The 25,097-nt window shown below is 42.4% G+C and carries 23 protein-coding genes and 1 pseudogene; 21 read left to right on the top strand and 3 right to left on the bottom strand.

The features are described from left to right. Nucleotides 1–8: 8 nt before the first annotated feature. The 13 genes and pseudogenes from paaA to A7P55_RS16580 all read left to right on the top strand — a co-directional run bounded on the left by paaA (nt 9) and on the right by A7P55_RS16580 (nt 12,598). On the top strand, nt 9–923 hold the full coding sequence (gene paaA / locus A7P55_RS16640; protein ID WP_171552968.1) for a 1,2-phenylacetyl-CoA epoxidase subunit PaaA: 915 nt from the start codon (nt 9–11) through the stop codon (nt 921–923). A gap of 54 nt (nt 924–977) precedes the next feature. Continuing rightward, nucleotides 978–1,268 (top strand): 1,2-phenylacetyl-CoA epoxidase subunit PaaB, encoded by a 291-nt coding sequence (paaB, locus tag A7P55_RS16635; protein WP_005188892.1) that lies wholly within the window; start codon nt 978–980, stop codon nt 1,266–1,268. A 12-nt stretch (nt 1,269–1,280) separates the two neighbouring features. Continuing rightward, on the top strand, nt 1,281–2,036 hold the full coding sequence (gene paaC, locus A7P55_RS16630; protein ID WP_171552967.1) for a 1,2-phenylacetyl-CoA epoxidase subunit PaaC: 756 nt from the start codon (nt 1,281–1,283) through the stop codon (nt 2,034–2,036). A 16-nt stretch (nt 2,037–2,052) separates the two neighbouring features. Further along, nucleotides 2,053–2,553 (top strand): 1,2-phenylacetyl-CoA epoxidase subunit PaaD, encoded by a 501-nt coding sequence (gene paaD, locus A7P55_RS16625; RefSeq protein ID WP_171552966.1) that lies wholly within the window; start codon nt 2,053–2,055, stop codon nt 2,551–2,553. A 23-nt stretch (nt 2,554–2,576) separates the two neighbouring features. Then, nucleotides 2,577–3,638 (top strand): 2Fe-2S iron-sulfur cluster-binding protein, encoded by a 1,062-nt coding sequence (locus A7P55_RS16620; protein WP_171552965.1) that lies wholly within the window; start codon nt 2,577–2,579, stop codon nt 3,636–3,638. A 13-nt stretch (nt 3,639–3,651) separates the two neighbouring features. Beyond that, entirely contained in the window at nt 3,652–4,425 is a 774-nt protein-coding gene (locus tag A7P55_RS16615) for an enoyl-CoA hydratase-related protein (RefSeq protein ID WP_171552964.1), read from the top strand. Then, nucleotides 4,425–5,216 (top strand): 2-(1,2-epoxy-1,2-dihydrophenyl)acetyl-CoA isomerase PaaG, encoded by a 792-nt coding sequence (gene paaG, locus A7P55_RS16610; protein ID WP_171552963.1) that lies wholly within the window; start codon nt 4,425–4,427, stop codon nt 5,214–5,216. Before A7P55_RS16615 ends, paaG begins: the two co-directional genes overlap by 1 nt. Before the next feature lie 2 nt (nt 5,217–5,218). Continuing rightward, nucleotides 5,219–6,757 (top strand): 3-hydroxyacyl-CoA dehydrogenase, encoded by a 1,539-nt coding sequence (locus A7P55_RS16605; RefSeq protein WP_171552962.1) that lies wholly within the window; start codon nt 5,219–5,221, stop codon nt 6,755–6,757. Between the two features lie 12 nt (nt 6,758–6,769). Next, nucleotides 6,770–7,981, top strand: a complete 1,212-nt coding sequence (gene pcaF, locus A7P55_RS16600) for a 3-oxoadipyl-CoA thiolase (RefSeq protein ID WP_171552961.1) — start codon at nt 6,770–6,772, stop codon at nt 7,979–7,981. A gap of 47 nt (nt 7,982–8,028) precedes the next feature. Further along, nucleotides 8,029–9,318, top strand: coding sequence for a phenylacetate--CoA ligase PaaK (paaK, locus tag A7P55_RS16595; protein WP_171552960.1), 1,290 nt, complete (start codon nt 8,029–8,031; stop codon nt 9,316–9,318). A 62-nt stretch (nt 9,319–9,380) separates the two neighbouring features. Further along, on the top strand, nt 9,381–10,340 hold the full coding sequence (paaX, locus tag A7P55_RS16590) for a phenylacetic acid degradation operon negative regulatory protein PaaX (protein WP_171552959.1): 960 nt from the start codon (nt 9,381–9,383) through the stop codon (nt 10,338–10,340). Next, complete coding sequence (locus A7P55_RS16585) at nt 10,327–10,929, top strand: gamma carbonic anhydrase family protein (protein ID WP_171552958.1); 603 nt, start codon at nt 10,327–10,329, stop codon at nt 10,927–10,929. Before paaX ends, A7P55_RS16585 begins: the two co-directional genes overlap by 14 nt. A gap of 215 nt (nt 10,930–11,144) precedes the next feature. After that, a pseudogene (locus tag A7P55_RS16580) lies at nt 11,145–12,598 on the top strand (benzaldehyde dehydrogenase). 54 nt (nt 12,599–12,652) lie between these two features. Here the strand turns inward: A7P55_RS16580 and pobR are convergent. Continuing rightward, the gene (gene pobR / locus A7P55_RS16575) at nt 12,653–13,468 is read right to left on the bottom strand and encodes an IclR family transcriptional regulator PobR (protein ID WP_171552957.1); all 816 of its coding nucleotides are present in this window, start codon (nt 13,466–13,468) and stop codon (nt 12,653–12,655) included. A 139-nt stretch (nt 13,469–13,607) separates the two neighbouring features. Here pobR and pobA point away from each other — a divergent pair, with 139 nt between their 5' ends. Next, nucleotides 13,608–14,831, top strand: coding sequence for a 4-hydroxybenzoate 3-monooxygenase (gene pobA / locus A7P55_RS16570; RefSeq protein WP_171552956.1), 1,224 nt, complete (start codon nt 13,608–13,610; stop codon nt 14,829–14,831). Between the two features lie 61 nt (nt 14,832–14,892). On the opposite strand, the gene A7P55_RS16565 is transcribed toward pobA, so the two are convergent. Together A7P55_RS16565 and A7P55_RS16560 are read right to left on the bottom strand one after the other, a co-directional pair. Next, nucleotides 14,893–16,269 (bottom strand): AarF/ABC1/UbiB kinase family protein, encoded by a 1,377-nt coding sequence (locus A7P55_RS16565; protein ID WP_171552955.1) that lies wholly within the window; start codon nt 16,267–16,269, stop codon nt 14,893–14,895. 195 nt (nt 16,270–16,464) lie between these two features. Continuing rightward, nucleotides 16,465–16,770, bottom strand: a complete 306-nt coding sequence (locus A7P55_RS16560) for a hypothetical protein (RefSeq protein WP_016540236.1) — start codon at nt 16,768–16,770, stop codon at nt 16,465–16,467. Nucleotides 16,771–16,935: 165 nt separating this feature from the next. Between A7P55_RS16560 and ybaK the strand changes: the two genes are divergently transcribed. From ybaK to A7P55_RS16525, 7 genes are all read left to right on the top strand, one after another. Continuing rightward, entirely contained in the window at nt 16,936–17,403 is a 468-nt protein-coding gene (gene ybaK / locus A7P55_RS16555) for a Cys-tRNA(Pro) deacylase (protein ID WP_171552954.1), read from the top strand. Between the two features lie 335 nt (nt 17,404–17,738). Beyond that, on the top strand, nt 17,739–19,523 hold the full coding sequence (locus A7P55_RS16550; protein ID WP_171552953.1) for an IucA/IucC family protein: 1,785 nt from the start codon (nt 17,739–17,741) through the stop codon (nt 19,521–19,523). Beyond that, entirely contained in the window at nt 19,516–20,997 is a 1,482-nt protein-coding gene (locus A7P55_RS16545) for a SidA/IucD/PvdA family monooxygenase (protein ID WP_171552952.1), read from the top strand. The genes A7P55_RS16550 and A7P55_RS16545 overlap by 8 nt, the downstream gene beginning before the upstream one ends. Continuing rightward, on the top strand, nt 20,994–22,811 hold the full coding sequence (locus A7P55_RS16540; RefSeq protein WP_171552951.1) for an IucA/IucC family protein: 1,818 nt from the start codon (nt 20,994–20,996) through the stop codon (nt 22,809–22,811). Before A7P55_RS16545 ends, A7P55_RS16540 begins: the two co-directional genes overlap by 4 nt. 30 nt (nt 22,812–22,841) lie before the next feature. Then, nucleotides 22,842–23,480, top strand: a complete 639-nt coding sequence (gene acbD / locus A7P55_RS16535; protein WP_016540231.1) for an acinetoferrin biosynthesis acetyltransferase AcbD — start codon at nt 22,842–22,844, stop codon at nt 23,478–23,480. Then, nucleotides 23,477–23,848 carry a hypothetical protein gene (locus tag A7P55_RS16530; protein ID WP_171552950.1) on the top strand — a complete coding sequence of 124 codons (372 nt, stop codon included), beginning with the start codon at nt 23,477–23,479 and terminating at the stop codon, nt 23,846–23,848. Before acbD ends, A7P55_RS16530 begins: the two co-directional genes overlap by 4 nt. Next, complete coding sequence (locus A7P55_RS16525) at nt 23,845–25,095, top strand: MFS transporter (protein ID WP_171552949.1); 1,251 nt, start codon at nt 23,845–23,847, stop codon at nt 25,093–25,095. The genes A7P55_RS16530 and A7P55_RS16525 overlap by 4 nt, the downstream gene beginning before the upstream one ends. Nucleotides 25,096–25,097: the final 2 nt, after the last annotated feature.

Below are 25,097 nucleotides of genomic sequence, written 5' to 3'. Positions count from 1 at the left end.
ATCTACAAATGGAAAATAAGTATCAGAAATTTGAGCACAATATAGCCAATGACATCACCATTGAAGCCAAAGATGAAATGCCTGAGGCGTATCGCAAAACTTTGATTCGTCAGATTGGGCAACATGGTCATTCAGAAATTGTCGGTATGCTCCCAGAAGGTAACTGGATTACCCGTGCACCGACCTTGAAACGTAAAGCCGTGTTATTGGCAAAAGTTCAGGATGAGGCAGGGCATGGTCTTTATCTTTACAGTGCTGCAGAAACATTAGGTGCAGACCGTGATGACATGATGGAAAAACTGATTGATGGAAAAATGAAATATTCCTCCATCTTCAATTATCCGACTGTGACTTGGGCCGATGTAGCGGCAATTGGTTGGTTGGTGGATGGTGCTGCGATTGTGAATCAGGTGGCGTTGTGCCGTACCTCTTATGGCCCATATGCACGTGCTATGGTACGCATCTGTAAAGAAGAAAGCTTTCATCAGCGTCAAGGTTTTGAAGCCATGATGGTGCTAGCCGCTGGAACACCTGAACAAAAACAAATGGCACAAGATGCTGTAAATCGCTTTTGGTGGCCGGCACTGATGATGTTTGGGCCAAGCGATGAGCATTCTCCAAACAGTGCGCAAAGTCTGGCTTGGAAAGTTAAACGATTCAGTAACGATGATTTACGTCAAAAGTTTGTCGATAACACGGTTCCTCAAATTTTGCAGCTTGGTTTAGAAGTTCCAGATGCTGATTTGCAGTGGAATGAAGAAACAGGTCATTACAGCTATGGCGAGATTGATTGGCACGAATTCAATGAAGTTATTGCGGGTCGAGGTCCATGTAACCACGAACGTATAGAAGCACGACGCAAAGCTTGGGAAAACGGTAAATGGGTTCGAGATGCAGCTGTTATCTACGCAAAAAAGCAGTAAGCCGTAACGCAAGTCGCTTAAGCAAAATTTATGGACAAAATTGAGGACATCAAAATGGAAGATAAAAATAACTGGTCGCTTTACGAAGTATTTATTCGTAGCAAACAAGGTCTAAGCCATCGTCATGTCGGTAGTTTAAGAGCATCTGATGATGAAATTGCACTGCAACATGCGCGTGATGTCTATACCCGCCGCAATGAAGGCATCAGCATCTGGGTGGTTCGTTCAGAACTGATTAAATCCTCACAGCCAGATGAAAAAGCAGAGTTTTTTGAACCTGCACTGGACAAAGTCTATCGTCATCCGACTTTCTATCATATTCCTGATGGCATTGAGCACATGTAAGGGAGTATGCAAATGAACAATATTGCTTTATCTAAGTTCTTATTACATGTCGGTGATAGCCAACTGGTATTGGCGCAACGTTTGGCTGAATGGTGTGGTCATGCGCCAGAGCTGGAAATTGATATTGCTTTGGCCAATATCGGTCTGGATTTACTGGGACAATCCCGAAATTTCCTGACTTTGGCTGGCGAATACGAAGCTGAAAAACGTGATGAAGATCAACTGGCCTATTTCCGCAACGAACGTGAGTTTTTCAATTTATTGCTATGTGAACAGCCGAATGGTGATTTTGCACAGACCATCGTACGCCAATGGTTAATGGATCATTATCACTTGTTATTAATGACGTCTTTAAGCAAAAGCGCAGTAGCTGAGATTGCAGCGCTGGCAATCAAATCATTGAAGGAAGTGAAATATCACATTCGTTTTTCGACCAGCTGGATGGAGCGTTTAAGCCTCAGCACAGCAGAAGCACATCAACGTGTACAACAGGCATTAGACAATTTGTGGCGTTTTAGTGCTGAACTGTTTGAATTGACGGCTGAAGAATATGTACTGGTTGAGCAGGGTTTAATTAGTGATTTGTCCAATGAAAAGTCGCAATGGGACAAGACAATTGCTGAAGAGTTAAAACGATTTGAGCTGACAGTTCCTGTAAATGGTGCTTATCGTCGTGGCGCCAAACAGGGTCTACATACGGAGCATTTAGGATATTTGTTGGCTGAAATGCAGGCCATTCAACGCACTTATCCTGAAATGACTTGGTAACACAAGGAGTTGAGCCATGCAAATGATTCGTCATTGTATCGATCAGTGTTGGGATGTTCTTCAAACGGTCAGTGATCCTGAGATTCCTGCGTTATCTGTCGTGGATTTGGGCATGATTCGTGGGGTGGAACTGAATGATCAGCAAGAAATTATTGTTCGATTGACCCCGACCTATAGTGGTTGCCCAGCCACTGACTTATTAAAAGCACAGATTGTCGAAGCCTTGGCGGCAGAAGACTTGACCCCTGCAAAAGTCATGATTGATTTATCAGAAGCGTGGACCACGGACTGGATGTCGGACGCAGGTAAGCAGAAGCTGCAAGACTATGGTATCGCGCCACCAGAGGGTTTAGCCCATCAGTGTGGAACACACGTTCATTTAAAAGATGGTGTGGTGTGTCCACGGTGTAAAAGTCGAAATACCAAGCTGCTCACGGAGTTTAGTTCGACCGCGTGTAAGGCCTTGTACAAATGTCAGGACTGTCTTGAGCCCTTTGATTATTTTAAATGTATTTAAAGTTTTAGATAAGGAAATCAGCCATGAGCCAATTTATTCCCTTAAAAGTAAAAAGTATTACGCCTCAGACCGATCAGGCCATTTGTATTGCGTTTGATCTTGTGCCTGAGCAACAAGAACAATTTAAATTTCAGCCAGGTCAACATTTAACGATTCGTCATTTAACTGAGGCAGGCGAGATTCGTCGTTGCTATTCAATTTGTAGCTATGCGCCGAAAGAAGATATCAGTATCGCAGTTAAAAAAATGGATCAGGGGCAATTTTCCAACTGGGCCAATGACTATCTAAAAGTCGGTGATGTCCTTGATGTCATGCCTCCACAAGGTGTTTTTTTCCAAAAAGCAGCTCGGTCTGGTGGCCAATCATTTCTCGGTGTAGCTGCTGGCAGTGGTATTACCCCGATTCTGTCGATTATTAAGCAAGTTTTGTTTGAGCAAGCGACATCAAACTTTACTTTGCTTTATGGCAATCGTTCGTGGAAACAAACCATGTTTGCTGAGCAAATCATGGATTTGAAAGATCAATTTAAAGAACGCTTTCAGCTGATCAATATTTTTTCACGTGAGTTCAACGACAGCGAATTGCTAAATGGTCGAATTGATGAAACAAAATTAAAGCAATTGTTTGATCATGATGTGCTAGAAATCAATTTTGATCATGTTTTTGCCTGTGGCCCAGATGAAATGATGGACACAGTCGAAAGCCTGCTACCGACCTATGGTTTAAGCAAAGACAAGATTCATACCGAACGTTTTAATACGGGTCATGTCCGTAAACGAGCAGTTGATGCCGATGCGAATCGTAAGGAAGAACAAGTCAATATTGTACTAGATGGGCGTGAACTGATCGTGTCTGTGTCTCAGGACGATGAAAGCATTTTAGATGCAGCATTACGGGCCGGTGCAGATTTACCTTATGCATGCAAAGGCGGGGTGTGTGCGACCTGTCGTTGTAAGGTGCTCTCTGGTGATGTTGATATGTTCTTGAACTACAGTCTTGAAGATGATGAAGTCGAAAAAGGCTATGTATTGAGCTGCCAAACCTTACCTAAAAGTTCAAATGTCCGTTTGAGCTTTGATGAGTAGAGGTGAGATAGTCATGCAAACCTTGATTCAGGTTGAAACGCCAATAGATGGGGTCATGCTGCTCAGCTTAAACCGTCCAGAAAAACGTAATGCTTTGAATAATGCCACTTTACAGGGTCTATGTGAGCTGCTGGAACAAGCAGAACATAATCCTGAGGTGAAAGTGGTTGTACTGACGGGCAATAGCAATTGCTTTGCTGCGGGTGCAGACCTGAGCGAATTGGCTGAAATGGATGCCGTAGCTTTACAGCTCGATATCCGTCCCAAGCTATGGCAGAAGATCGACAGTTTTACTAAACCCATCATTGCCGCAGTAAATGGTTATGCCTTGGGTGCTGGATTTGAACTGGTTTTACATACAGATATCGTATTGTGTGGTGAAAATGCCAAATTTGCATTGCCTGAAATTGGTTTGGGCATGTTACCAGGTGCTGGTGGCACACAACGTTTGGCACGCTTAGTCGGGCAACAATTGACCATGCGCTGGGCAATGACAGGTGAAATGATCTCGGCTAAACAAGCGCAGCAACATGGGATTTGTAGTGAAGTGCTGCCGACTGTACTCACGGTGGAATATGCCATTCAACTGGCAAGCAAGATTGCCAAACAAGCGCCCTTAGCAATTCGCGTGATCAAGCAATCGATCAAAAGTATTCATGAGACCACCTTAAGTCAGGGACTGAAATCCGAACGGCAAAATTTTGTTTGGTTGGCAGCAACAAAAGATCGAAACGAAGGCATTAATGCATTTTTTGAAAAAAGAAAACCAGTGTTTAGAGGTGAGTGATGGACTATAAAAATATTATCGTGGAAGAAAAAAATGCGGTGGGTTATTTAACCTTTAATCGTCCCCAAGCATTGAATAGTTTCAATGTGGAGATGCATCGTGAGGTGGCTGAGGTTCTGAATCTGTGGGCAAAAAAACCAGAGGTTCGTTGTATCGTGATCAGTGGCGAAGGCCGTGGTTTCTGCGCAGGGCAAGACTTGGGTGACCGTGTGGTAGATCCGAATGCTGCCGCACCTGATTTGGGTTATTCAATTGAAACCTACTATAACCCGCTGATTAGAAGCATTGTACATATGCCGAAGCCCGTGATTTGTGCGGTGAATGGTGTAGCCGCTGGTGCAGGTGCCAATATCGCCTTGGCATGTGATTTGGTGATTGCCGCAAAATCTGCCAACTTTGTACAAGCATTTTGTCGTTTAGGTCTGGTACCTGACTCCGGTGGAACTTGGTTCCTGCCACGTGCAGTCGGTCATGCGCGTGCCATGGGGCTTAGCTTACTCGGTGATAAATTGCCCTCTGAAACCGCCAAAGAATGGGGCATGATCTGGGATGTAGCTGAAGATAGTGAATTGAAAAGCAAGGTTACTGAACTGGCAGAACGTTTAGCCAAGCAGCCAACCTTTGGTTTGTCACTGATTAAAAAGGCTATTCATCAATCCAGTAACCATAGTTTTGATGAGCAGATGCATTTAGAACGAGATTTTCAGCGTATTGCTGGGCGTTCAGAGGATTATCGTGAAGGGGTCCAAGCCTTTATGAATAAGCGTGAGCCAAACTTTCAGGGGCGTTAAGCATGAATAATCTGGATTTGTCTCATGCCAAAATCGCCGTGATTGGCTCGGGCACTATGGGAATCGGTATTGCTCAGTTGGCAGTCATACACGGTCATTCTACCGTTCTCTATGATCTCGATCGTGAAAAGACCAAACAGGCTGTTGAAGGGTTACGTCAGACCTTTGCCAAACTGGTTGAAAAAGGAAAGATGACCTCTGAGCAGGCACAACAAGCACTTTCACGTTTGAGCATTGCTGATCAAATCGAAGCATTGGCAGGTGTCGATTTAGTCATAGAAGCGGTAGTTGAAAAGCTGGAAGTGAAACAGGCTTTGTTTAAGCAGTTGGCGACGATTTGTTCTGAACAAACTATTTTCGCCAGTAATACCTCATCTATTTCGGTGACAGCAATTGCATCTGCTATTCCACATCCTGAGCGTGTAGTTGGACTGCATTTCTTTAATCCTGCACCAGTGATGAAACTAGTGGAGATTGTACAAGGCTTAAAAACGCCAAATGATGTATGTCAGGCCTTAAAAGCCTTAATGCAGGCTTGGAAAAAAATCCCGGTGCTGACCAAGTCGACACCTGGTTTTATTGTGAACCGTATTGCTCGTCCATTTTACGCAGAAGCATTTCGTGCTTTACAAGAACAGGTCACAACGTATGACCAATTGGACTATGCCTTAAAGCAGTGTGGTGGTTTTGCGATGGGGCCGTGTGAGTTGACGGATTTGATTGGGCAGGATGTGAATTTTTCTGTGACACAAAGTGTCTATGAAGCGTTCTTTTATGAGCCGCGTTATCGTCCGAGTCTGGTACAAAAAGAGCTCGTCGATGCAGGCGCATGGGGGCGTAAGTCAAAACAAGGTTTCTATCACTACGATGAAAAAAATCAGTATGCGACTTTTCAGCCTCAAACCATTGTTACTCAATCCTTTCACGCTGATGTTCAGGTCAAAGGTACATGGGCTGAATGTCCGCATTTATTAGAACGTCTAGGCTTAAGTTGTGCTTTAGCAAGCAATGAAAATATCATTCAAATTGATGATATTGATCTACGTCTAAGCAAGGGTGAATCAGCCAATTTAAAGTATTTAAGTCGAAAAACGGTGTTGATGGATTGGCACCATAATTTCGCGCAAGCGCAAGCTGTAGTATTGAGTCATAACACGTTATGTCAAACAGATGATCTGGCAAAAATCGAAGCGTTTTTTGCTCAACAACAGATCAAGGTTCTTTGGATCAGCGATCATCCCGCACTGTTAACTTTACGTACCATTGTTTTATTGATCAATGAAGCCTGTGAAGCCAGTCTGCATGGGATTGCCAGTATGGAAGATATTGATAATGCCATGCGCTATGGCGTCAATTATCCTAAAGGGCCGTTTCAATGGATGATGCAATTGGGTGCGCAATATGTGTTGCAGACTTTAACTAATCTATATGCCATCTACGGCGAAGAAAAATATCGTGCAAGTCTTTATCTTAAGCAATACGTGGCCAAGCAGCAAAGTGTGATTGCTGACTATTCAAAAAATTTAACAGAATGTGCATAAGCAGGAGCGATCATGGAAGACGTTTTAATTTGTGATTTTATTCGTACCCCGATTGGACGTTATGCAGGGTCATTGAGTTCGGTGCGTACTGATGATCTTGCGGCATTGCCAATCAAACATCTAAAAGAAAAGCATAAACATTTACCGTGGCAGGATTTAGATGAAGTGTTTTTAGGCTGTGCCAATCAGGCGGGCGAAGATAACCGCAATGTCGCGCGTATGGCGACGTTGTTAGCAGGTTTACCTGAGTCAGTTCCTGCAATGACAGTCAACCGTCTCTGCGCTTCTGGGCTGGATGCGGTCGGTTTGGCGGCACGTTCGATTAAATCGGGTGAATCTCAATTTGTATTGGCGGGCGGTGTCGAATCTATGAGTCGGGCACCTTTTGTACAGGCCAAGCCAACAGAAGCGTTTGGTCGTAGCCCTGAAATATTTGATACCACCATCGGTTGGCGTTTCATCAATAAAAAGATGAAAACCGACTATGGCACTGACAGCATGCCTGAAACAGCTGAGAATGTGGCTGAGAAATACCAGATTAGCCGACAAGACCAAGATACGTTTGCGATTCGTAGTCAACAAAAAGTGGCTGTGGCACAACAAAATGGTTTTTTTAGGGATGAAATCTTGCCCGTTGAACTGGTTGATCGTAAAAAGAACATCACCATTTTTAGCCAAGATGAGCATCCTAGAGCAGAGACCAGTCTGGAAAGCTTGGCGAAATTAAAAGCGCCATTCCGTAAAGAAGGTGGTTCAGTGACTGCGGGTAATGCATCGGGTGTCAATGATGGCTCGGCTTGTGTGTTACTGACCAATCGTCAATTTGCCGATACGCATGGTTTAACACCTTTGGCACGTGTGTTGGGACTTGCCAGTGCTGGGGTTGAACCGAAATATATGGGTATTGGCCCAGTGCCTGCGGTGCAAAAATTGTTGAAACAAACAGGTCTTAGTTTAGAGCAAATGGATGTGATTGAGCTAAACGAAGCTTTTGCAGCTCAATCTCTGGCTTGTATGCGTGAGTTAGGTCTTAAGGATGATGATGCACGAGTCAACCCGAATGGTGGTGCAATTGCGTTGGGTCATCCACTGGGTATGAGTGGGACGCGTTTGGTCATGACGGCAACCCGAGAACTAAAAAGACGCCAAGGAAAATATGCACTATGCACCATGTGTGTCGGTGTCGGGCAAGGTGTCGCCCTAATCTTAGAAAATTTAGCTTAAAGCAATTGAAACGGTTCGAATAATATAACGACATAGGAGAGACGGCAGTGGATAGCCTCATCACAGAAGATGTAGAAAAAATGACGCTTGCGGAGTTACGAGCGTTGCAAACCAAACGATTAAAAGACACCTTGAGCTATGTTTATGCGCATAGCCCAGTGTATAAGAAAAAGTTTGATGCAGCAGGTGTGCATCCAGATGATTTCGTCAACTTGGATGATTTGGCTAAATTTCCTTTTACCACCAAACAGGATTTAAGAGAGAACTATCCCTTTGGTATGTTCGCAGTACCACAGGAGCAGATTGTACGTTTACATGCCTCGTCAGGCACCACAGGCAAACCCACTGTAGTCGGTTATACCCAAAAAGATATTCATACTTGGTCGGACATCGTGGCGCGTTGTCTGCGTATGGCAGGTCTAAGTGCCAAAGATATGATTCAGGTGGCTTATGGTTATGGTCTGTTTACTGGTGGTTTAGGTGCCCATTATGGTGCTGAACGTTTGGGTGCAACCGTGATTCCGATGTCAGGTGGTCAGACAGAGAAACAGGTGCAACTGATTCAGGACTTTAAACCGACAGCAATTATGGTCACGCCATCGTATTGCGTCAGCATTATTGAAAAACTGGAGCAGCAATTCGGCAGTGCCCGTAATACTTCGTTAAAGGTTGGTATTTTTGGTGCTGAGCCATGGTCAAAAGAGTTACGCCGTGAGATCGAAGAGCGTTTGAATATCAAAGCCTTGGATATTTATGGTTTGTCGGAGATTATGGGGCCAGGCGTTGCGATGCAGTGTTTGGGCGAAGGTGAAGGACTGACGATTTGGGAAGATCATTTCTATCCTGAAATTATTAACCCAGAAACAGGTGAAGTGTGTCAGGATGGCGAACTCGGTGAATTGGTCTTTACCACCATCACCAAAGAAGGTTTACCAATTATTCGCTACCGTACCCGCGATTTAACTCGTTTATTGGCTGGACAGAACCTTGCCATGCGCCGTATGGATAAAATTGTAGGACGTAGTGACGACATGTTGATTATTCGCGGTGTCAATGTATTCCCGACACAGATCGAAGAACAGATTTTACAAGTGCCGAGTCTGGTACCGAATTATGAAATTCTGGTGGCAAAGAAAGGGCATATGGATACTTTGCATATCCGTACCGAAATGTGCCATAACTGTGACAAGCAGGCGCAGCAGTTGGCTCAGCAGTTGATGCAGCGGATTAAAACCATGATTGGGATCTCAGTCACTGTGGAGGTGGTCAACGAACTGACCTTGCCACGTTCTGAAGGGAAAGCAAAACGCGTCATTGATATGCGTCAGATTGCTTAACATTATGACCATTCAGGGTATAGTATCCTCTATATCCTGAATCTAAACGCCAAGATAAAAGTATGAGTGCAAAGTTACAGCAAATTATTGATTCGATTATTCAGAATGAAACCTTAAGCGGAACTTCGCTCATTTCCACTATTTTTGGGGATTCAGTGCTGCATCGAGGTGGAAATATCAGTCTTGCCAGCTTGATTCAGTTAATGGAGTTGTTTGATTTTAATGATCGTGCTGTACGAACTTCAGTTTTTCGCTTGGTTAAAAGTGATTGGCTTGGTTCAGACAAGATCGGCAGAACTAGTTTTTATCGTATTACCGATGCCAGTCGTTCAAAATACTTACAGGCTGAGCAGCGGATTTATAATGATCAAATGAAAGAATGGGATCATTCTTGGGATTTGATTTTGATGTCGAGTCTAGACACTGACAATAAGGCTTTTTTAAAGAAAGAACTGGAATGGTTGGGCTTTGCCAATATTTCCACCAATCTGATGGCTTATCCAGGTTCGAATCGTCTGCAATTGCAAAAGTTGTTGGTTGATCTCAATATGAGTGAACAAGTGGTGGTGTTTAAGGCCGAGACCTTACAGCTGTTTAATAACTCAACTGACACCATTAGCCGTATGTTAGAAACCAATTGGCCGATTGATGAGCTGCGTCAACGCTATCTCCAGTTTCTGGATATGTTTAGAGAGATTGGTACGATCTTGATGCAAGAAGATGAAGCGATTGAACCGATACAAGCTTTTCAGATTCGGACCTTACTGATCCATTATTATCGTCGGATTTTACTCAAAGACCCTGCATTACCCCTAGAGCTGTTATCTGCGGACTGGCCTGCAATCAATGCCCGTACTTTATCCATGAATATTTATAAGAAAGTTTTTGAAGCGGCAGATGACTATTTCCTGTCAGTCGCTGCAACATCAGAAGGGCCAATGCCGAATGCAACTGCACATTTTTGGCGTCGTTTTGGTGGCTTAACCCAGAGTAATGAGAGGTCGAGTCATGCCTTGTTATAGCATTGATGGGGTGATTCCTGTGGTTCACCCTAGTGCATTTGTTCATCCTACTGCGGTTTTAATTGGTGATGTGATCATTGAAGCTGGAGCTTATATTGGGCCATTTGCCTCATTACGTGCGGATTTTGGTCGTATCCAGATCAAGCAGAATGCCAATGTACAGGACAATTGTATCATTCACGGTTTTCCACAAAGTATCACCCTGATTGAAGAAATGGGGCATATTGGTCATGCTGCCACTTTGCATGGATGCCGTATTGGTAAAAATGTGTTGATTGGCATGAATAGTGTGATTCTGGATTATGCAGAGATTGGTGAAAATACCATTATTGGTGCAAACAGTTTGGTCAAAACCAAAGATCAAATTCCTGCTAATGTACTGGCAATGGGAAGCCCTGCAAAAGTTGTGCGAGATTTAACAGAACAAGAACGTGAATGGAAAATCAAAGGAACGCAAGAATATATTCACTTGGCGCAGCGTTGTTTAAATAGCATGACAGAAGTCCTGCCTTTAGTGGAAAATTCACCTGAACGTAAGACCTATCAAGATTTTCAGTCAGATCACCAAATCAAGCCAACAACAGCATAAATAGAACATTTGAGCTGATCAATTTCTTTAGAACATCCGCGATAACAAGACATCAAAAAGCAACATTTTGTTTTTAAATATTAGTTGATGATGGAGTGTAAATTTTTCTACTTTTTAAGTCAGAAAAATACAGGAAAGCATTTTTCACTACATTTTTGGATATAAATCGGACTAAAAGTGAATACTTTATTTAAGGAAATACAACGAGGTTAATGATGTCTATTTTAACAAAAGAAATTTGGGATCAAAAATTATTTCGTGGTACATGGCAATCCGCCAAAAACGGTTATCAAGTGGTTGAAGTTGCGACTGGAGAGTCCTTAGGGCAGATTGGTTATGCAGATGCATCCGATGTGGTCGAGGCGGCTCAGCAAGCCAAGATTGCACAAAAGCAATGGTGGGCGCTCAGTTATCAAGAACGTCAGGCGGTATTTGAGCGTGCTGTGCAGATTTTAACTGAACATCAGGCTGAAATTATTGAATGGTTGGTGAAAGAAAGTGGTTCGCTACAGTTGAAAGCTGGTTTTGAAGTGAACATTGCTATTCAAGTACTGAAACATTGTATCGCTTTACCCGCAACCGATCAGGGCACATTACTGCCAACAGCTGCAGGTAAATTGAGTTTGGCCAAGCGAGTGCCTTTGGGTGTGGTCGGTGTCATTTCACCGTTTAATTTTCCATTGTATCTTGCGCTACGTGCGGTTGCGCCAGCCTTGGCGCTTGGAAATGCGGTGGTCTTAAAACCTGATGAACGTACCGCGGTCTGTAGCGGTTACGCGATTGCCCGTATTTTTGAATTGGCTGGTTTACCACAAGGACTGCTACACGTACTGCCTGGTGGGGCTGAAGTGGGCGAAGCACTGACCTTTGATAAAATATTGCCAGTATTCAATTTACCGGTTCAACGCATGTAGGGCGGATTGTGGGTGCAAATGCGGCTAAAACACTGAAAAAAGTATCGCTTGAGTTAGGCGGTAAAAACTCGCTAATTATTCTGGACGATGCCGATATTGAGCTTGCGGCAGAGAATATCGCGTGGGGTGCTTTTTTGCATTCAGGTCAAATCTGTATGACTTCTGGAAAAATCCTGATTCAGGAAAAGATCTATCCGCAAGTCAAACAACGTGTGATTGAAAAGGTCAAAAATTTTGTGGTGGGCAATCCTTTGCATAGCGATGTCACGATTGGCCCTTTGATTAATGCCAAACAATCACAACGGGTTGAGCAGTTGGTCAATGAAGCAATAGCGCATGGGGCTAAACTGGAAGTTGGTGGACAGGCCAATGGTGTGTTTTTTGAACCAACGGTCTTAGCAGATGTCAAACAGGACAATCCAATTTTTGCTGAGGAAATTTTCGGTCCTGTTGCCGTGCTGATTCCTTTTAACAGCGATGAACAGGCCATTGAACTTGCAAATGATGGAGATTACGGGCTTTCGGCGGGGATTATTACTGCCAATGTTGGCCGTGGCATGCAGCTTGGGCAACAGCTGAATGTTGGGTTATTGCATATCAATGATTAAACCGTGAATGATGAAACGGTGAATCCCTTTGGTGGCTTTGGTGCTTCAGGCAATGGCACACGGATTGGTGGACCTGCGAATGCGGATGAGTTTACTCAATGGCAATGGATGACGATTCAGGCACAAGCGCCTCATTATCCATTCTAAGCTATCTTGGAAATTCCTTCTGATTTGTCTCTAAAGCATTAGGGACAAATCCTTTTAAATCACATTGCGTAGTTCATTGGCGGTGTTGCGCAGTAGCGGCAAAATCTGCTGGACTAAATAATCTTCTTGTACTCGGTTGGTCTGTGACATGCAGTTTAGCGCTGCAATCGCTTTTCCTTGGGCATTGATCACAGGTACAGCAATCGCAATCACACCGAGTTCGTGTTCTTCTTTGGATAGGCAGTGATCTGCTTCTGATATTGTTTTCAGTACCTCAAAAAACTTGATTTCGTCGGTTATTGTAAAAGGGGTTAAACGTCTTAAACCGAACCTTTTCACCCAGTCCCGTTGAGCTTGTTCAGATAACGCTGCTAATAATACTTTGCCTGTTGAGGTTGCATGTGCAGGTAAGCGATTGCCCAAATGCATACCATAAGGGCTGACACGAAGATTATCCTGCTGAGGCAGATAGCTACGTGCAATCGGGACTACCTCGTTATCATCTAGAACCACCAATGAAAAGGTTAATGTGGTTTGTGCAGATAAAAGATTCAGGAAAGATTGGGCAATTTTAGGCAGATGGGCTGAACTTAAATAAGAACTTGAGAAACGTAATACACGATGGGTGAGCCAGAAATAATGCTCATCTGTCTCTAAATAGCCTAGATATTTCAAAGTTTTAAGATAACGCCGTGCTGCTGTCCGACTGATTCCAGTCCGTTCAGCCACTTGAGTGACATTTAAACGTTGTCGATCAACCCCAAAAGCCTCCAGTAAAGCTAGGCCCTTTCCTAAACCTGCAATGTAGTCTTCCTGACGAATCTGTTCATATGAACTAGGGTGCTCTAATACAGCATCAACCTTAACCATGCTTCCATTCCTGTTATTGTGATGTTTTGTCCGATATTCGGACAAATGAAATGATAAACGGTTCTTTTCAACTTGGCTATCTCGTGCACACAACTTAAAAGCAGTAAGTTAAAAGACAGCAGATCACAAGGAAGATGTCATGGAAATTTTAACAACACAGGTCGCAATTATTGGTGCTGGTCCAGCCGGATTGTTACTTGGGCAGCTCCTATACCAAGCTGGTATTGAGCATATTATCGTGGAGCAGCGCAGTGCTGATTATGTCGCTTCACGGATACGCGCAGGTATCTTAGAACAAGTATCAGTTGATCTACTCCAACAGGCTGGTGTCGATCAGCATTTAAAAGAGAAAGGATTACCGCATTCAGGCATTGAGATATTGACCAATGGCCATAAGCATCGAGTCGATTTATCTGCACTAACGGGCGGAAAGCAGGTCACCGTGTATGGTCAAACCGAAGTGACTAAAGATTTGATGGCTGCCCGAGAAGCTGCACACCTAAAATCCTTTTATGAAGCTCAAAATGTACAGATTAGCGATTTTTATCAAAAGCCTAAGGTGCAATTTGAATATCATGGTCAAACCATCCAGATAGAATCAGACTTTATTGCAGGTTGTGATGGCTATCATGGAATATGCCGAGCCAGTGTGCCTCAGGATAAAATCAAGACTTATGAGAAAGTATATCCATTTGGCTGGTTAGGGGTATTAGCCGATGTGCCTCCCGTTGCCGATGAATTGATTTATGTCCAATCAGAACGTGGGTTTGCTTTATGCAGTATGCGTTCAGCAACGCGGAGTCGTTACTACTTGCAAGTGCCGATCAATGATCGAGTTGAAGATTGGTCAGATGAGAGGTTTTGGGAAGAGCTCAAATTGCGTTTAGATGCTGAAAGCCGAGAAAAGTTGCTAACAGGACCATCAATCGAAAAAAGTATCGCGCCACTACGCAGTTTTGTGACTGAACCCATGCGCTTCGGCAAGCTGTTTTTAGCCGGTGATGCGGCACATATTGTTCCACCAACGGGCGCAAAAGGGCTGAATCTTGCCGCTTCAGATATTGCTTATCTCTCCAGTGCTTTGATTGAGTATTATGTCGAAGGTTCAGATCAGGGTATTCAGGAATATTCAGAAAAATGTTTACAACGAGTTTGGAAGGCTGAGCGTTTTTCTTGGTGGATGACCCACTTATTGCATCGCTTTGAAACAGAAACTGAGTTTGAACATAAGATTAAACAAGCCGAACTCAGTTATATCCTTGGCTCTACAGCGGGTAAGACGACCTTAGCAGAAAATTATGTGGGTTTACCCTATGAGAGTAAAAACATGACTGAGCAAGTCCATGTTTCAATTGCTCAATAGAGCAAATAAAAAAGGCCTGTCCAATGCGTTGAGCAGGCCTTTTAAATATTGAATAAGTTACTTATTCAGCAAATTGCGGAATCATTTTACGTACATTGGTCTTTGCTTCAATCACGGTCATAAAGGTATAAGCACCAATGAATTTGCGACTAATAAACATAAATTCTTTTGGAGGAATCGAGAAATAGCGTGACGCCATCGATTGACCAGCCTGTTGCATTACACGATTATGCAGTTGGCTCTTTTTCCAGTCATAGCGATCTTGATCATCCATAATCCCTGTAGGCATATCTGGATTGTTGCTTGGGCAGCTAAATGCCTCTGTTGCAATCAGGAACACATCCGCCATACCAGGTTTAACACTTTCAGGCATGGCATCAAAGAATTCATAGCCTGTCATACCTTTAACCATGGCATTTTTATCATGCTCATAACCTGCATGAATCAGATTGCGGGCTACGGTCAGTAAATTGTTATCAAATTGGCGAATTGCACCAAAGTCGAGTAGCACAATTTTATCTTTAACATCCTCACCGTTGCCTAAACGAACCAAGTAGTTACCAAAGTTCGGGTCAGTCTGCATTTCACCCCATTCAAATAGTTCACGCACTGCGATTTCTAAAGAGGCTTCGCCTAATCGGTTGCGACGCTCTTGAGGGAGGGAAAGCATTACTGGGCTATTGACTGGTACGCCACGCTCAAAGGTCATGCACAACACTTTCTCAGCGCAAAACTCCTCAATGATTTCAGGCACTACATAACGAGGATCATCTTTCAATCGCTCAGCAAAGCGACGGGTGGTTGCCGCTTCAATGCCATAATCGACTTCACGATGCATCATTTCACGGACTTCATCAAACCACTGATCAAACTCACGGGTTTGAGGTACCATGCGAGTGAGCTTCAGCATGTTCTTAAACAGATTCATGTCGGAATCAATGGCTTCAGCAACACCTGGATACTGGATTTTCAGCACTAACTCTAAACCATCAGACTTACGGGTAGCACGATGGACTTGGGCAAGTGAGGCTGTTCCAATCGGTTCATGATCAATCGTCAGCTCATCGAGTTTCGAGCCCAGTTGATCTTGTAAGTGCGTTTTAATTGCAGGCCAAGCCAAGGCAACAGTTTGGTTGTTGAGTGTATTTAAGGCTTGTGTGATTTCTTCAGGTAAAAAATGTTCGCCGTAAAGCGCCATCATTTGCCCAATCTTGACGATTGAACCTTTTAATTTCCCAATTTCAGAAACTAAATAGTGCGCCTGTTCAGCCATGGCTTTTTTACGTTTCTTCTCTTTTTCTTCTTCACTAGAAAATAGGGAAGTAGCACTTGCAGTCGCCCAACGTGTTCCAGCAAGTAAAGAAGCTTTTGCAATAGATAAGCGACGATCCACCGATGAGGTTTTTAGATTCTTAAGCTTATCGTTCTGATCTGACATGAAAGAAAAGTCCTATGCTGAAATCGGAGGGTTGAAAGCCGAGACTTGAATTGTAGCGGATATTACAGCTTTTGAACGTATTAAAATAGTTCAATCTCTTGAATTATCAGTCTAAATTTGTGCAATAAGAGCAACTACTCTTAAATAGCCTAAGTAAAAATTTCGTATTTACGTGATCTTTACTATACATATGTCCTAAATTTTAAACTGAATTTTGAGTGAAGACTTTCGCATTAAAGCCGCTCTGTTGCTATGGATATGTTTCACTAACATTCGCTTAACCTGACTATGATGAAAGCCAACCGCATAAGCTTTGACAATAATAATACTGGGCAGAGTAAAGAAAAAATACTTGGTGTCGTCTAAAGTCGCATCTCTGAAAATGCCTTCTTCAATAAGCATCTCTCTGAGAAATTGTTTTTCAGCTTGTACTGTGCTGGATGATTCATCATCCCAATAATTCTGACGCATTGCCATCAAATTATTATGCTTATAACTCATAGAACCATTGAGCCTGTTTATTTCACCGTTACCCAATATATGAGGTTGCGAGGTCATTTATCAAGAATAGATTTATATCAAAAATAGCCTAAGCAAATTTAAACCTTTATTTAAAAATGATACACTTATCTAAATGCTAAACTTAGACAAAAATACTGAATTGTTATGACACCTGCTTGTAAACTATTGGAAAAAAATAAAATATCATTTTCTATTCATGAGTATGAACATGATGTAAATGCAAAAAGTTTCGGACTGGAAGCAGCAGAAAAACTCAATTTAAAGGTGGAAGAAGTTTTTAAAACCTTAATGGTGACCGACGAAAAGAATTATTTCATTGCGGTTCTACCAGTGAATCACCAACTCAATCTAAAAAAAGTGGCGACAGCAGTAGGCTGTAAGAAACTACAAATGGCCAATCCTAAAGATGCTGAGCGCCTAACAGGTTATCTGGTAGGGGGGATTAGCCCATTAGGACAAAAGAAACGTCTTAAGACCGTTATTGATGCGACGGCGAAAGCGTTTGATAAAATTTATGTCAGTGGTGGGAAAAGAGGGCTGGACATTGGTGTTGACCCGCAGGATTTAGCAGCATTGCTTGGTGCAGGATTCTTTGATCTTTTAGACAAATAAAATAAAAGCTGTAGACAATGTAATTATTAAGATACTGTTATTTCTATGTTTTTCTAAATCTATAAAAGCTATTGCCAATACAAAAATTATCATTTTATTTAATGAGAATTATTATTATCTTTTTGTATCTTTATTAAGCTAAATCAATATTTAAAACAATTTAATTCAATAGCTTATATCATTTATTTCAGGTTCTTTTATGGAATTGAAATAGTAAATGATAATAATTATCATTAGTTCCATCTTAATCGCAAACTCCCTTGTGCTTAAGATATGTTTCAGGCCTAAAACATTTCGAAAAACAAATTAACTCTCTTGAAAGAGGATACCGTCAGATGCAATCACTTGCCAATCGGTTGGCGATGCAACATTTCGTCAATGCATATACGCAAGAAACTGGCAAAGGTCACTTGCTAGATAACAGTCAGCAAAGTCCACAACAACAAGCGTTTAGCCAAGGTTTGACGCTGTTATCAATCCCTATCCATTCTATTCAAGCGCAATGTAATTTTCCTCTATCTTATGTCAGTCGAGTCGGGCGACATCGCTTAGCAGATCTTCCACAAATTATTATTCATGGTCAAATCAAGACATTCAGTTCAGTTGCAATCGTCGGGTTATTGCTTGAAGAATTGGTTTTTGAGTCCTCTATTCCATTAGATGCAGCTTCTTTGCTGGAGAAGTGGATTCAGAGCCGTGATGCATTGCAACAGTTTTTAGCGCAGCGAGAAGCTGATTTCGACGATTTGGTAAAAGCCGGCCAGAATTTTATTGAAACCGAACAGGCACTGATTCTAGGGCATAGCATGCATCCAGCGCCTAAAAGTAGAACAGGTTTTGTACATGAAGACTGGTTAAAGTTTTCACCTGAACACAAAGGCAAGACACAACTACATTATTGGCTGGTGCATCAGGACTATATTTCCGAAGGTTGTGCCACGGATGAAAACATTTCAGCTCAATTAAAAACAGCGCTACAGTGGTATCTGTCTGAAAATGATCTTAATCTCTTAAAAACCCACACCGAATATAAATTACTCCCATTACATCCTTGGCAAGCCCGTTATTTGCAAAGTAAGCCTTGGTTTGAACGTTTAAAACAAACGGGGCAGTTAATTGATGTAGGCTTACGAGGCTGGCAATTTTCTCCAACCACTTCAATCCGAACACTGGCGAGTTTTAATGCGCCGTGGATGGTAAAACCATCACTTTCGGTGATGATCACCAACTCTATTCGGGTAAATTTGGCTAAAGAATGCCACCGTGGTGAACTTACGCATCGTCTATGGCACAGTGAATTTGGTCAGAATATTTTAAAGCAATGCCCAAGCTTAAAAGCGGTGAATGATCCAGCATGGATTGCTTTAAAAATTGATGATGAAGTGGTGAATGAAAGTATCTGTATTTTCCGCGATCAGCCATTCCATCCGCATCAGCAAGTCACATGTATTGCATCCTTATGTCAGGATCATCCAGATAAGCCTTTAAATCGTTTTAATGCTTTATTCGCAAAAATTGCAAAAGCACATCATGAAACCGATTTTTCAGAAATTGCTCTGGATTGGTTTAACCGCTTCCTTGAAGTCAGTTTGCAACCGTTGATGTATCTATACCATCGTTATGGCATGGCTTTTGAGTCACATCAGCAGAATGTGCTGTTGGAGTTAGAGAATCATTTCCCTAAAACCTTATGGTTACGTGATAACCAAGGTTTTTATTATATTGAAGAGTTTGCAACCGAAATTCTGCAAGCACTGCCTGAACTGAAAGAAAAAGCATTTGCCGTTGGCCCTAAAGATTTCGTGGATGAACGTTTTAGTTATTATTTCTTTGGTAATACCTTGTTTGGCATTATCAATGCCATTGGCGCAACAGGCTATATTACTGAAGATGAATTGCTCGAACATTTAACAAGTTTCTTGCAGGAGCAATTGCAGCAATATCCAGACAGTACCTTGTTGCAGGGATTATTGTTTAATTCAACACTGCCTTATAAAGGTAATTTGCTCACACGTTTGCATGAGTTAGATGAGCTCATCGCACCAGTTGAAAATCAATCTGTCTATGTGCAACTGCCAAATCCGCTGCGTATTTCACAGAAGGATGTCAGTTATGCTTGATTTTATTGGAATTGGTCTAGGGCCATTTAATCTGAGTCTGGCCAGCCTGCTACATAATAAAAGCACACTGAACTATGCAATTTTCGAGCAGAAAGCTCAGTTTGACTGGCATGCGGGAATGCAGTTGCCCAATACGATATTGCAAGTGCCGTTTATGGCGGATCTGGTGTCAATGGTTGATCCAACCAGTCCATTCAGCTTCTTGAATTATCTGCGTCATCAGCAGCGTTTATATAAGTTTTACTTTTTAGAACAGCCGCATATTCCACGCTGTGAATATAACCACTATTGCCAATGGGTTGCAGAGCAACTGGATTGTATTGAATACCAATCTCGTGTTTTGAAGATTGAACCTCAAACCATTGGCTTTAAAGTTGTGGTGGAATCGGAAGGTGTTCAGCACAGTTATTTATGCCGTCATCTGGTCATCGGAAGCGGTAATGTGCCTCACTTGCCTGAATGTTTGACCAAAGTACAGCAACAGCAACCACAAAAATGTCTGCATTCTGCGCAATATATGACGCATGCCGATACAGATTTACACGGCGATGTGGTGGTACTTGGTTCAGGGCAATCTGCTGCCGAAGTCTTTATTGATCTGTTTGATGAGCAGCAAGATACAGCCAATCATCAGTTCGACCTACACTGGTTTACGCGTTCTCAGGGCTTCTTCCCAATGGAATATGCACCATTGGGACTGGAACATTTTAGCCCAGATTATGCACAGCATTTTTATACTTTACCAACTGAGAAGAAAGAACAGCAATTGCAGCAGCAGTCTTTGTTATACAAGGGCATTAGTGCAAAGACCATCCGTGAAATCTATCAAAAATTGTATCACCGTAGCATTGCGGGTAAAAGTTTGCAGACACATTTACATAGCCAATGTGATTTGAAAGATGCAGAAGTATTAGATACGCAAAAAATTCGACTGCATTTCCAACATCGTGCCACGGCACAGGCTTTCCACTTAGATTGTGATTTCCTAGTTGCTGCAACAGGTTACGTTACGCCTGACTTTGACTTTATGCAGTTGCTGAAACCTTATATTGAATTTGATCATAAACAGCGTTGGCAAATCACAGCAGACTATCGAGTTTTACATCATCTGAATGGCCATATTTTTGTTCAAAATCAGGAAATGCATAGCCATGGTGTCGGTACACCAGACTTAGGGCTGGGTGCTTATCGTGCAGCGACAATTATCAATCAATTGCTTGGTGAGCCACTTTATGAACTTGCTCAGCAGGCGCAAACCTTCCAGCATTTTGAAATCACTCAAAATCCTAAAATCCAAATGGTAGATGACAAAGCGCTTCCAGAAGATGCTGTTTCTGGAAAAGTTGTGAACAAAAACCACTCTATTTTAAAGAAAACAGAACAGAACACGATTACGGCACATTCAAATAATCGCTGTGCAAATACACGGGCACAAAACGCTTCTGTACATTCAACTTATGAGAAATTGATATGAACTTTGCAACTTTAAAAATTAATCAGCAGCAATGGCGTGCCGCTGGGCAGCGTCTCATTGAAATGGCGATTGCAGAGTTTCTATATGAAGAAATTATTGAAGTGAAAGCCATATCCGCAGGACGTTATCAGTTAGATCTGGGCAATCGTCAGTATGAGTTTCAAGGCCATCAATATTTGTTAGGGCACTGGAATATTCAGGACGCCTCGGTACGTGATGTAAGCAAGGGTCAGCAGAGTGACCAACCTGCCTGGAATTTACATGAGTTTATTGTTGCAATGGCTGACAGCTCTAATGTAAAGCCTTTCACCAAAGCGTATTTGATTAAGGAAATGAATAATACTTGGTTGGCAGAAGCACATCTGTTTAATGAAGCACGCCTACCAAGCACTGCAGTACTGACTGAACCACATTATAAAGTTGAAGGGATGTTGCGTGGTCACCCTTGGTTGATTATGAGTAAAGGCCGCATGGGCTTTGGTTATGATGATTATCTGACGTCGGCACCTGAACTCTCACCAGAAGTCAAAGTACTCTGGTTGGCTGTACATCGTGATCTAGCAGAATTCCGCAGTACAGAACAATGGGATGCTTGTGGTTTATATCAACATGAGTTTGATGCAAATGAGCTGCAACAGTTCATCCAAATTTTGAAAGAAAAAAATCTCGACCCTCAAAATTACTTTTTGATTCCTGTACATGCTTGGCAATGGCATCAATGGCTGGTTCCAACCTATGCCAATGAAATTGTCGACCAGAAAATCATTGAGCTCAACATTAGCCAAGACAGCTATGTGCCAATGCAGTCTATTCGCACATTATGCAATACATCAAACCTACAACGTCATTACATTAAGCTGCCAGTCAGTATTTTCAATACCGCTGTTTATCGTGGACTACCATCAAAACGTAATCTTGCTGCGCCAGCTGTAACTGGATGGTTAAAGCAAATCCATCAGCAAGATCAAGACCTGCAGAAGACTGGTGTAGTTTTCTTGGGTGAAGTGGCGACCTTAACCATTCATCAACCCTGTTTTGACCGAATTGAAGGTGCACCTTACCAATTTAAAGAGTTATTTGGCTGTTTATGGCGTGAGAGTGTCGATCGCTATGTTGATCCATCACAACAAGTGCTTTCTCAAGCAGCCTTATTACATCGGGATATTTCAGGTCAATCAATTCTGAGCGTACTGATTCAAGCGTCAGGCCTAAGTCCTTTGGCATGGTTGGCGCAGTTTGCCCAAGTGTGTTTAAGTCCGTTATTACTTTGTCTGTATCGCTATGGATTGGCATTTTCACCACATGGCGAAAATACCATGTTGGTACATGAAAATGGCGTACCCAAAGCATTGGTTTTAAAAGACTTTATTGATGATATCAATTTGGTGGATGAAGATTTCCCTGAGTTGGCTCAATTGCCATCTGAAGGTGATTTGTTACTGCGCCATGATGCTGCCGATTTAAGTCATTTTATTTTCACTGGTCTATTCATGGTGCATTACCGCTATATCTGTAATGTGTTCTTGCAAGATTACCCAGAATATTCAGAACAGGATTTCTGGCAGAGCATTTCCAACACCATTGTTGCGTTTAACCAACGACATCCTGAGTTGGCTGAACGGGCTGAAAAGTTTGCCATGTTGCGCCCAACCTACACCAAAATTTGTTTGAACCGTGTCCGCCTATTTACCACCAGTTATAACGATGAAGCAGAGCGTCCAGTACCTGTATTCCTCGATCCAATCCCGAACCCAGTCAGCCCTGAAACATTGGCTGAATGGTCGATTCAGCAAAATGAATCGAAAGCGGGTTAAGTCTTCTTCTAAATTTTATAAAGGTTCGATATGAAAACAATTTCTCAGCAATTACCTGACTACTTTGAATACCACGAAGATGGAACACAGTATTACTTACGTCAAGTGCAATATCCCCAAGATATTCCTTTGCTGCATCAATGGATGCATGAGCCGCATGTCATTCCACAATGGCAATTGAATAAATCTGAGTTAGATCTACAAGTTTACTTCGACAAGATGTTGGCAGATGACCATCAACGTTTATTGATTGTTGGCGTGGATGGCAAAGATGTGGGATATACCGAAATCTATGAAGGTAAGCGTGATCGTTTAGGTCGTTATTACCAAGGTGATGACAATGATCTTGGTTGGCATTTGCTATTTGGCGATAAATCCGTGTTTGGCAAAGGCTTTTTACGTCCAACCATTCGCTTACTGAGTTTCTATATTTTTGAACATTCGCAAGCGAAAAAAATCGTGGGTGAACCAGACCATACGGTTAAACCCTATGCGGCTGTGGTCGCAGAACTCTGCTACGAAACCCAACGTTTAATTCCGATGCCAGAAAAAACGGCAATGCTGTATTACTGCTTTAGAGAAACTTTTTATAACAAGTTTGGTGAATATTACCAAACCTCACAACAACAGCTAGCTGATCAGCCAGCCAAAATACTGAGTGTTACATGAGCTTATCCATCAATGAGATGTACATCTTGGACATGCGCTTTGCAGCGCATGTCTCAGTGGCCGAATTTGAGCAATGGTTAACGCATATTCAACAATATTTCGAACAAAAAAGAAGTTTTGTGCTGATTATGCAAACCGAGCCGAACACTGAATTTCCTGAAGAATATCGGGTGATTCAGGGGAAATGGTACAAACAATATAAACAAGATTTTTATCAATATTGTTTAGGCCTTGCTCGCATTGCCCAAGATGAAGCAGATCGTATTCGATTAGACACGCCAGCTTTGCAAAAAGCCTGGCATGTTCCTTATTTTGTCAGTTTAGAAAAGACCGATGCCGTGCAATGGGCGATGCAGAGGTATTTATGAATCAACAAATAAAACCTGACCAAGATTTTCCAATCAAAACAGTCTCTGCACTGAGTCTATCTGTAGTGGTGGTGTTGTACCTTGCACATGCATTACCGCTGTATTTTTACAATGTTGCCTTACCTGCGATTTTACGTCATCAAGGGGTCGATCTACGCTGGATTGGCATGTTGTCATTGCTGTATATCCCATGGGCATTTAAGTTTTTTTGGGCGCCCTTAATTGATCGTTTTTATTTTAAGGCGCTCGGTAAACGTAAGACTTGGCTTTTATTTACTCAAATTGCCTTGGTATTAGGTGTCGTTGCCTTGGCTTTGACTCAATTCGATTATGGTCTAAGTATCTTTGTCATTGTCGGTTTATGGATTTCAACCTTTGCCGCAACTCAAGATATTGCGATTGATGGTTATACCGTTGAAACCTTTTCTGAATCCGAATATCGCCTAGGCAGTATGGCGCAAAGTATGGGTGTGGCACTGGGCAGTATGATTGGTGGTGCTGCAACTTTGTGGCTTTATCAATTGTATGGTTGGCAAACCGCACTGATGTGTTTAGCTGCTATGACAGCACTGACCATGTTGGCGGTGTTTCAAATCAAAGAAAAATCGAATACAGAAAAAATTGCCAAACAAGCGCCGAGTTTGATTCGTGCCTTTAAGCGTCCAGAAATGTTATGGGCTTTGGCTTTGATCGTGTGTTATCGCGTAGTCGAAGCGCCAGCAATGGCCATGCTAAATCCGATGTTGATTGATCAAAAATGGTCATTGGCAGAGATTGGTGTACTGATGTCTGTGATTGGCGCGGGCATTGGTTTATTGGCCGCAGTAACAGCCGCATTCCTGTTAAAAAAAATTGCAGCAACACAATTGCTGATTTGGGCTGGTTGGGCACGCAGTTTGGTCTATCTGTTACTTGGCGTAGCCGTTTTACTTAGTTGGTTTAACCAATGGCATATGTTATTGGGGCTATTTGTTGTGATTATTTTGGCGATTCGCTATATCGCCATGACCGCTTTATATGCTCACTTCATGCATACCAGCTCTAAGGAACAAGCGGGAACGGACTTTACCATTTTGGTCTGTTTTGAGCTGCTGGTTTATTTCATTGGCGGTGCAATGTCTGGTTTCTTGGCCAAAGCCTTTGGTTATGGAAATTTCTATCTCATTTTAGCGGCAGCATCTGTGTTGAGCGTTTTGCTCAGCCAAGTGTTAATCCATAAAGCAAAACAAACGGAACAACTCACCTAGGG

Source organism: Acinetobacter sp. Ac_5812 (genome assembly GCF_013072695.1).
Classification (GTDB): domain Bacteria; phylum Pseudomonadota; class Gammaproteobacteria; order Pseudomonadales; family Moraxellaceae; genus Acinetobacter.
Note: the sequence above shows the minus strand (reverse complement) of the source record. Positions and strands in the feature narration are given on the sequence as shown.